Here is a 9,420-nt window from a genome sequence, read left to right on the forward strand (position 1 = left end):
GTTCTTATTCAAAATCTTTTGGTTTTTCTGCTTCATCTTTATTGAAGTAGTAATAAATTGCATCCATAATGCGGTCGCTAGCATGACCATCACCGTACGGATTCTTGGCATTCGCCATCTTGTCATATGATTCTTTATTTTCTAAAAGTTCTAGCATGTTTTCTCTAACTGCGTCGACTTGCGTGCCTACAAGCTTCAAAGTACCAGCCTTCACGCCTTCGGGACGTTCAGTTGTGTCACGCAAAACAAGCACTGGCTTGCCCAGACTTGGCGCTTCTTCTTGTACGCCACCTGAATCCGTCATGATAAAGTAGCTGCGTTTTGCTAGATTGTGGAAGTCAACCACATCAAGCGGTTCGATCAGGTGAATTCTAGGATCGCCGCCTAAAACTTCGTTAGCTACTTCCTGCACCCGTGGAGACAAGTGCACTGGATAAATAATTTCTACATCGGGATGTGAATCAATTACCTGACGCATCACCTTAAAGACGCGGCGCATAGGTTCGCCTTGGTTTTCACGTCTGTGCATAGTCACCAAGATCACCTTGCTCCCTGGTGTAATTTCGTCCATAACAGCGTGGTGGTAATCTTTTTGCACAGTTTGTTCCAAAGCATCAATTGCAGTATTCCCAGTTACGAAAATATTGTCTGCTTTGTGATTTTCTTTAATCAGATTGCTCTTAGATAATTCAGTTGGAGCAAAATATAAATCCGCCAAATCATCGGTCATTTGGCGATTCATTTCTTCAGGAAATGGCGAATACTTATTCCAAGTTCTAAGTCCCGCTTCAACGTGTCCCAATGTAGTTTGTTGATAAAAGGTCGCAAGCCCCGCCGCAAAACTAGTTGTCGTATCACCGTGAACCAGCACAACATCTGGCTTTTCTTCCTTGATGACCTTTGACAAATCAATCATCACTTTCGAAGTAATATCTTCCAAAGTTTGATTCTTGTGCATAATGTTAAAGTCGTAATCAGGTTTAATTTTAAAAATATCGAGTACTTGATCCAGCATTTCTCTATGCTGTGCACTGACTGCAGTCACTTCGTCAAAGCGCTCATCTTTTTTCAATTTTAAAACAAGTGGCGCCATTTTTATCGCTTCAGGTCTTGTACCAAAGACAGTCATTACTTTAATCTTCTTCATATAATTCCCTCCGATGACCTTATTTAACTATAACTGATTTATTTCTATCTTGCATCTTAATTCTGTGTTTTAATTAAATGTGTATTTATAGAAAGTTGGATATGTTTATGAATTCTAGTTTAATCTTTTTAAGTACTACAGCCTTATTTATTATCATTGGCAGTTTCTGCTTAGTATTTGGATTGGACAAGGCTAAACCTGCTAAACTTAGACGACGCTTGCTATATTCTGCTTTAATCTGTGTCTTTGTCGTCTGGGGCTTAATTACTTACATCATGCTCAATCCATTAGGTTAGTATTTACAAAAAAAGCCATCTGCATCACAGATGGCTTTTTTGATGACCCCGGTGAGATTCGAACTCACCTCTACGGTTTAGGAGACCATTGTTCTATCCAGATGAACTACGGGGTCAAACCTAAGATTAACTTTACCAAAAAATAGGGTAATAGTTAATCTTTTTTTCTAAAATTGTGTGGTAAAAAATGTCTTAGGATTATTGGTATCCGCAATTTTATCTGCCGCAATAACGAATGGCGTCCAAATTGCCAAAGTAATCAACATATCGACAATGCTTAAAACAATGGCACGCCAATCATAATTGCAGGCTAAAAATGGACCGATAATCGGTGGCATAATACTTGGCACAGCCACTTGTACCGGATTAACCAATCCCATTACGCTCACCCAATAAGAAAATGCAACACTAACCACTGGTGCCAACACAAACGGGATTAAATAAACTGGATTTAAAACAACTGGCAATCCCAATAAGATCGGTTCACCAATATTAAAAATACCTGGTACAAGCGCAATTTTAGCCACCGTACGATAATCACTTCGCTTAGAAAACATTAAAATAGCAACGATTAACATCACAGTGCCACCAGCACCACCAAACCAAGCAAAAACATCAAAGGATCCACGTCCCCAAAGGTATGGTGGAATACGACCATTACGAACCGCCGTAATATTGCTATTTTGGGCAGTTAACCAGATCGAATCCAGAATTGGGGATAAAACTCCCAACCCATTGATTCCGAAAAACCAAAATACTTGTACTAACATGGTTACTAACAGTACTGTACCAAAGCCTTGGCCCCATTTAACCAATGGCATTTGAATACTAGTTAATAGCCAATCGCCCAAATACTGACCGGTTAATGCTTGAAAGAGATAATTAATTCCGCCCACGCTAAAAATCGCAATTATCGCAGGAATCATCGAATCAAAGGCAGCCTGTTCTGCATGTGGTAAATTAGCTGATAAATGAACCATGATTCTTGCTTTATAACAAGCCCAATAAATAAAGAAACCAGCTGAACCAAATAAGATAGTAGTAAACAATCCCGTAGTTGAAAACTGACTGATATCAAAAGCATCCCTGATCAAGATACTATCGCCATGAAATTTGATTTTTGCAAAACTAGCAATGCTTAAGGCAAACGATGATAGTGAAACAATCGCCGCAGCTAGTCTATTTCCTTCAAAAGCTTTGGCTAACTGATAACCTAACGCTAAAGCAAAGAAAAAGGCAAAAAGCGAAAAAGTTCCTCGCCATACTAAATTGCTAATTGATACGAATGGCTGCATTGCAAAAGCAAAAGCGTTCCAGCCTAAATGAATTTTAGCGGCTTCAACCAAGCTTTTAATCAAAACGGCTAACGATCCAGCAATCGTAATCGGCATTAAAGAAACAAAAGCATCCCTTAATGCAACTAACCACCTTATCTGCCCTAAACGCTTAGCTATCGGCAATACATAATCTTCCAGCCATCTAACTAATCGATTCATTTCTTCACCTTCAGATAATGAGGATGATATCCCTTATTTTTCTTATTACGTTTTTTGTGCTTCTTTTGCTTTTTCTTAACTACCTGTTTAACTTCTGCAGCAGCTTCCTTCTTCCTTTCTTTCTTCTTAGGCTTGCTAGTAGTTAAATGATAACCTGCAAAATAAACGCGCTCTATTTGAAGCTGATCTGCTAAAAGCTTCTTTAGATCACGGAAGTCGTGATCATCACCCAAAGTTACCACGTAACCTGTGGCGTTCATTCTTCCAGTTCGCCCCGCACGGTGCAAATATGTATTTTGCTCACTTGGAATATCAAAATTGATAACATAGGTCACACCCGGAATATCCAAGCCACGTGCAGCAAGATCAGTAGCTAGAAGCAACTTAGTCTTTCCTGTAGCTAAATCGTTTAACGCTTTTTCACGACGCTGCTTGCCAAATTCATTAGCTAATATTTCAAACTTAGTCTTAGTATGACTAAAAATCCCGGCAAAACGCATCATGGTTTCATTAGAGTCAAAGAAAAGAATACCCTTAAAATGATCCAGCTTGGTCATTCTTTGCAAAAATTCAATTTTATGTTGATTATCAACTTGTAAGAAATAATGCTTGGTAGTTGAATTTTGCTGGTTACGCACATCGACTAAAAGGAAATTACGAGCAAACAATTCTTCTGCATCTCTCGTAATCTCTGAATCAGTGGCACCAAAAAGCAAAATTTGACTATCTGAGCCTAAATTTTGGCCTAATGCAGACAATAGTTCAAGTTTGGCAAATTCCAAAATATCGTCTGCTTCATCGATAATCATAGTCTTAATTTGAGCTATTTTAATTCGACCGCTTGAGAAGAAATCAAAGAATCTCCCCGGAGTAGCCACTATCACTTCCGGATGCTTTTTCTTTAAATTATCCTCTTGTCTTTTTCTATTACCGGCTCCTACTAGCGTTGCTCCCTTTAAATCCAATGCATGCAAATAAGGATTAATAGCATGTCGAATTTGAACAGCTAATTCAGTAGTTGGAGCTAAAATTACTACGCTGTTAGCATTGCCTTTTTCTGCTCTTTCTAAGCTAGGCAAAGCATAAGCTAAGGTTTTACCTGTTCCTGTTTTAGCTAAGCCTATCAGGCTGGCTCCATTTTTGATAGCATCATAGGTTTGCTTTTGTATTATTGTTGGTTCGGTCTTATGCTCTTCGAGCAATACTTGTTTTATTTTTTCTTGATACATTATTGTGTTAATTGTCCATACTTCTGTTTATATTGACCAACGGTTCCGTTATACGCGTACATCGTGATGCCCTTTTCCAAATCAGAAACATCTTTTACGCGTCCATTAGTCGTATAACGCCAAAATGAATATTTTAATTTATTAGGTGCTTTTTTACCTGTCGACATAAATAATATTGCCTGATTAAAGTATCGGCGATACTTTTGATCAAGCTCTACCATTACTGTTTTGCCTCGTTGCTGCAACATGCGAGTAAACTTACTCATCGACTGTAAGTACTTTTTACTAGGCCCAGCCACCGGTACAATCAGAATCGGCAAGCTTCCTGTATTATTGCCTACTTGGTTAAAAAAGTACCGATAGTGCTGCCGAGCAGTCGATTCATTACTATATAAAATTTCGCTGCCAAAAGCGAGTTGCGTACCTAAAATCTGATCACGATAGGATAAATAATTTTCATCAAAATAAGATCTGCCTTGTGTGGATTTTAAATAAACAAATGAAATTCCATTCGACTGCAGCTTATGCAAATTCACATAATCTACATCTTGATTCAGCTCGATCCCTATCGGACTAGAGTTAGAGTCTGGCGGCAAGGTCGTTTGTCTTTTAAAATTAAAAAAGCCAATTAAAAGAAATGCAATTGCTAAAATTAATAAAGTCAAAATTGCAGGTAAAGTATATTTATGATGATACCTTTTCATGGCTTTTCCTCCCGCTACTATTTTAACTAAAAATGCGGATCATACCAAGCCTTGAATGTGCTAAAATAATTACATATTAACTTTTTTAAGTATGGTGAAAGTATGAAAAGACAAATTTCTTTTGGACAAGCTCTTGCTACCGTAGTTGGTTCAGTGATCGGAGCTGGTGTGTTCTTTAAAATTGGAACAATTACGGCCCAAACTGGCAGTAGTTCGACCACAATTTTTGTATGGATCTTAGCCGGAGTGATCTCTATTGCGTCTGGATTGACAATTTCGGAGATTGCAGCAAGTTTGAAAATCAATGGTGTAATTAAATATTTGGATTATACTTATGGCCATGTTTGGGGCTTTCTATTTGGCTAGGCACAAATGATTGTTTATTTTCCTGCACAAATTGGAGCACTTAGTTCCATTTTCGGGGTACAATTCGTCTCACTATTTGGCATAGAGGCAAAATACGCTAATCTAATAGCTATTTCTCTTGTATTATTTTTACTAGCTATCAACTTGATTGGCACCAAATTTTCTAGCAAAATGCAGTCTATTATCACTGTCTTAAAAGTGATTCCAATTGTTTTGATTATTATTTGGGGATTCTTTAATCAAAATAAAATTCCAGCTCCCATTTTTCCATTGACAGTAGGAGACAATATTTCTTTTCCTAATGCCATCAGCCAAGGATTGCTTTCTGCCCTCTTTGCCTTTGAAGGATGGATCGTTGTTACCAACTTGGCTAATGAGGTTAAAAATCCAGAAAAAGATCTATCACGTGCGATTATTTTTGGTTTATCTGCCATTACCTTAATTTATGTTTTGATTAATTACACCTTTTTAACCGTTTTGCCAATTCATGAATTAGTCAACAACAATAACGCTGCATTTGAAGCTTCAATGAGATTATTTGGTCAATTCGGTGGGAAACTGGTAGCCATCGGCATTCTAATCTCTGTCTATGGTGCAGTTAATGCCTTCATGATAACAGGGATGCGCACGCCATACATTTTAGCCCAAGACAATCTTTTGCCATTCTCAAATAAAATTGGTAAAGCCAACATCCACACTGGTGTACCAGTTATAGGAGCTTTAATTGTAGATGCGATCGCCATTATAATGATTTTGCTGGGCAACTTTACTGTTTTAACAGATATGCTAGTCTTCGTCATGTGGACTTTTAACACTATGCTATCTATCGCAGTCATTATTTTAAGAAAACGCGAACCCGAATTGCGTAGACCCTTTAAAGTTCCGTGGTATCCACTTATCCCCATCGTTTAAATTCTAGGTGGTATTTTTATTGTGGTCTCCATAATTATTAATCAATTCGTTCTATCAATAATTGGAATTGGATTAACTTTGCTGGGTTTGCCAATTTACTTTTATTTGTTCACATATTTTTGAATAACTTCAGGCTTTAACACACCAACATAAGGGATGTTTCTGTACATGTTCAAGAAGTCCAAACCGTAACCAACTACGAATTCGTTGCCAACCTTTGAACCATAATATTCAAGGTCAACATCAACATTTCTGCGTGATTCCTTATTAAGCATAGCACAACACTTAACGCTCTTAGCTCCACGCTTCTTGATTAAGTCCTTCATGAACTTCAAGGTTAAACCAGTATCGACAATATCTTCTACAATCAAGACATCACGATCTTTAACATCAGTTGCTAAGTCAGTCACGATCTTAACTTTGCCAGTTGATTCGAAACCATCACCATAACTAGAAACATCAATAAAGTCTAATTGGTGAGCAACATCCATTTGACGAGTTAAATCTGTTAAGAAATAAATTGCACCCTTCAAAGCACCTACAACTAAAGGCTTCTTGCCTGCATAGTCTTCAGTTAATTGCTTACCTAAACGGACACACATTTCATGAATGTCATCTTCAGAAAATAATTTATGATCAATAATATCGTTGATATTGTCGGCTTTAACCAATTTACCTACCCCTCAATCCAATTTATGTTTAAAACTCTTATTATTAAGAAATTATAACATCTTCATACAAAAAAAAGCGTCTTAAAAGACGCTTTTTCTGAACAGTTTCTATTTTTGACTGCTTTTTTCTTTCTCTTTTGTTTTCTTTTTAACATTAATTGGGGCTACGATAAACCATCGCATAAATCCTTGCTCAATACTATCAAGCGTAAATTTATAGTCCTCGAGTTCAATCGTTTCACCCTTTTTAAGGTTAGGATAGTGTTCCATCATATAACCACCAATAGTAATGATGTCGCTATCTTGAAATGCCTTTAAATCTGTGTGGAAGAAACGTTCAAAGTCATATAAGGTAGTCTTCCCTGAAACATGAACATTGCCATCTTTATCCTTGATGATGTAATCATCAGAAACGTCATCAATTTCATCTTTTACAGAACCGAAGAGTTCTTCGTAAATGTCCTTATCGGTTACGATACCACTTGTACCACCATATTCATCAACAACCAAGACAATTGGAGTGTGCTTAGAAATCATTAAATGCAAAATATCTTGAATCGGCATTGATTCAGGGACAGTGATAATCGTTCTAATAATTCTAGTTACTGGAACGCTGCTATCAACTTGACTCTGTTGGACAATATCATAGGCATAGACGTATCCTACCACATCATCTTTATCCTTATCCCTAACTACTGGAAAACGGCTGTATCCCTCTTCTAAGTATTTCTTAAGGGCATATTCGATAATATCCGTAGAATCAAGCACTGACAAACGAGTTCTATCAGTCATGATATCCTTAGCGACTTTATCGTTTAATTCAAAGGCCCGTTCCATATAAGTAAGGTCTTCTTTATCAAGCGAGCCACCATGCACCGCATTACGCGATAACTTGATGATTTCAGATTGAGAATAAACCTCATTTTCTTCATCAGCTGGTGCAAAACCCATTAGCTTCAAAATACCATTGGAGCTTGTGTTAAGCAACCATACGAATGGATAAACAATCGTGTGGAAAATATGAAGCGGTGTAACAATCGCCATCATCATCCTCACAGGTTTATCAATAGCGATATTCTTAGGAACAACTTCAGTTAATACAACTTCCAAATAGGTTAAAAGAATCACACCCAAAATTGCACTTACTGACTTGATGAGCGATTCACTCATCGGAGTTAAATGAAACGCATCCGCTAAAATAACGTCAAACGTATCAGCTGAAAACCAACCTAAAACTACTCCTACAAGAGTAGTACCTACTTGCGTAGTTGAAAGGTACTCATTCAAATTATGCGTCATATGAAGCGCATGTTGTAATTTCTTTTTGTTGCCTTGACCCTTAGCCAGCATATCTTCAAGTTGACTAGGTCTTGTTTGCACTAACGCAAATTCTGCAGCAACAAAGAATGCAGCAACAACAAAAATTAACAAAGTTGCAACTAGATTAGTTGCTATCTGAGCTGGAATCAAAGCATTATCACCTTTTTTTATAACTTAATTACTAAAACCTATTTTACCATTTATTAACCGTAATAGTTCAGTTTTACACAATTGAAATTGGCTTATTTAGTTAATTTGTAAATTTTTTCAAAAGGTACGCGTGCTGGGATAAATTTTGGATCGTTAATCTCTGCATTTTTATCGATATAACCAACTGCAGTAGCCATACCAACTGCTTCGTCTTCAGTAATCTTAGCGTATTTTCTAACAAGATCTGGATAAGAAACCATTGAGTGAGCTGGCATAATTCCTAAGCCGCGATTAATAGCTAATAGCATAATACTTTGTGCAAAAAAAACTAAATCAAATACTGACCAAGCTGGAGACTTTTTAGGCACTGTCAAGAAAATAATTGCTGGTGCATTGAACATAGTTTTATTAGCATGTGAAAATAATTGCAATTTATTTCTAAAGAAGAAGCTCTAAGATGCACCTATAGTAACCATATTTCTACTTGGGAAAACATCCCAATCAATTGACAGCATTGAAGCGAAATCTTCGTTTGGCTTTACGTCATTGTCATTATTTTCAATGGAGGCCTTCTTAAATTCTTCCAAGGCATCCCTACTAATACCTAAGCTCTCCAAGGCTGTGAATTAAGCAATGATGGGGATTGCTGTGCCTTTTTAATAATTTCAGCAATTGCATTTTCAGGAACTTTTCTATTAGTAAATTTACGAGTTACATGTTCTTTTTGAAAAACTTCTTTAAAATCCATTGTTATTCTACCCTTCTTAAAAATTACTCTATTTTATTCATGCATATTATAGTTTAACAGGTCTAGACTATCTTGACTCTTTTTTAATCTCAGCCTTTTTTCGCTGAGCTTCAATTGCTCTCAGGTGGCCACTCATTGCTAAATCATTTTTTCTCATAGCAATAAAAGCTGTAATAGTTAATTCCAATCCGCCCACGCAAATCAACAACAATCCAACAGGGAATAAGTATAATGCACCTTTAGGAATAAACGAGGCTTTAATTACACAACACAAAATTCCAATCAGCATTAAGAAAATTCCAACAATTACTGCTTTTGTATTTGGTCGATATCTTTTCATCAAATTCTCCTCATCTTTTCTCTACCTCTATATTAAAAAAA

8 protein-coding genes, 1 tRNA gene and 2 pseudogenes are annotated in these 9,420 nt (G+C 36.9%); 2 read left to right on the forward strand and 9 right to left on the reverse strand.

The genetic code is table 11. The features are described 5' to 3' along the window. Positions 1-4: 4 nt before the first annotated feature. Entirely contained in the window at positions 5-1,147 is a 1,143-nt protein-coding gene (wecB, locus tag HMPREF0518_RS05050) for a non-hydrolyzing UDP-N-acetylglucosamine 2-epimerase (protein WP_003626778.1), read from the reverse strand. Between the two features lie 107 nt (positions 1,148-1,254). Between wecB and HMPREF0518_RS05055 the strand changes: the two genes are divergently transcribed. Then, positions 1,255-1,443 (forward strand): hypothetical protein, encoded by a 189-nt coding sequence (locus HMPREF0518_RS05055; protein WP_023192258.1) that lies wholly within the window; start codon positions 1,255-1,257, stop codon positions 1,441-1,443. A 43-nt stretch (positions 1,444-1,486) separates the two neighbouring features. Here the strand turns inward: HMPREF0518_RS05055 and HMPREF0518_RS05060 are convergent. The 4 genes from HMPREF0518_RS05060 to HMPREF0518_RS05075 form a co-directional block, all read right to left on the reverse strand. Then, a tRNA-Arg gene (locus HMPREF0518_RS05060) sits at positions 1,487-1,559 on the reverse strand. A 51-nt stretch (positions 1,560-1,610) separates the two neighbouring features. After that, on the reverse strand, positions 1,611-2,939 hold the full coding sequence (locus HMPREF0518_RS05065; RefSeq protein ID WP_003626782.1) for a PTS sugar transporter subunit IIC: 1,329 nt from the start codon (positions 2,937-2,939) through the stop codon (positions 1,611-1,613). Next, complete coding sequence (locus tag HMPREF0518_RS05070) at positions 2,936-4,168, reverse strand: DEAD/DEAH box helicase (protein WP_003626784.1); 1,233 nt, start codon at positions 4,166-4,168, stop codon at positions 2,936-2,938. The genes HMPREF0518_RS05065 and HMPREF0518_RS05070 overlap by 4 nt, the downstream gene beginning before the upstream one ends. Next, positions 4,168-4,872: a GH25 family lysozyme gene (locus tag HMPREF0518_RS05075; protein WP_003626785.1), complete on the reverse strand. Its 705-nt coding sequence runs from the start codon at positions 4,870-4,872 to the stop codon at positions 4,168-4,170. Before HMPREF0518_RS05075 ends, HMPREF0518_RS05070 begins: the two co-directional genes overlap by 1 nt. A 102-nt stretch (positions 4,873-4,974) precedes the next feature. Between HMPREF0518_RS05075 and HMPREF0518_RS05080 the strand changes: the two are divergent. Continuing rightward, positions 4,975-6,273 (forward strand): annotated as a pseudogene (locus HMPREF0518_RS05080) (APC family permease). On the opposite strand, the gene hpt reads toward HMPREF0518_RS05080, so the two are convergent. From hpt to HMPREF0518_RS05100, 4 genes and pseudogenes are all read right to left on the reverse strand, one after another. Further along, positions 6,252-6,821 carry a hypoxanthine phosphoribosyltransferase gene (gene hpt / locus HMPREF0518_RS05085; protein WP_003626788.1) on the reverse strand — a complete coding sequence of 190 codons (570 nt, stop codon included), beginning with the start codon at positions 6,819-6,821 and terminating at the stop codon, positions 6,252-6,254. The pseudogene HMPREF0518_RS05080 and the gene hpt overlap by 22 nt on opposite strands. A 108-nt stretch (positions 6,822-6,929) precedes the next feature. Beyond that, positions 6,930-8,291, reverse strand: a complete 1,362-nt coding sequence (locus HMPREF0518_RS05090) for a hemolysin family protein (protein ID WP_003626789.1) — start codon at positions 8,289-8,291, stop codon at positions 6,930-6,932. A 92-nt stretch (positions 8,292-8,383) separates the two neighbouring features. Continuing rightward, positions 8,384-9,039 (reverse strand): annotated as a pseudogene (locus HMPREF0518_RS10065) (nitroreductase). A 67-nt stretch (positions 9,040-9,106) separates the two neighbouring features. Continuing rightward, entirely contained in the window at positions 9,107-9,379 is a 273-nt protein-coding gene (locus HMPREF0518_RS05100) for a hypothetical protein (RefSeq protein ID WP_003626795.1), read from the reverse strand. Positions 9,380-9,420 lie beyond the last annotated feature (41 nt).

The sequence above is a fragment of the Lactobacillus helveticus DSM 20075 = CGMCC 1.1877 genome, assembly GCF_000160855.1.
Classification (GTDB): domain Bacteria; phylum Bacillota; class Bacilli; order Lactobacillales; family Lactobacillaceae; genus Lactobacillus; species Lactobacillus helveticus.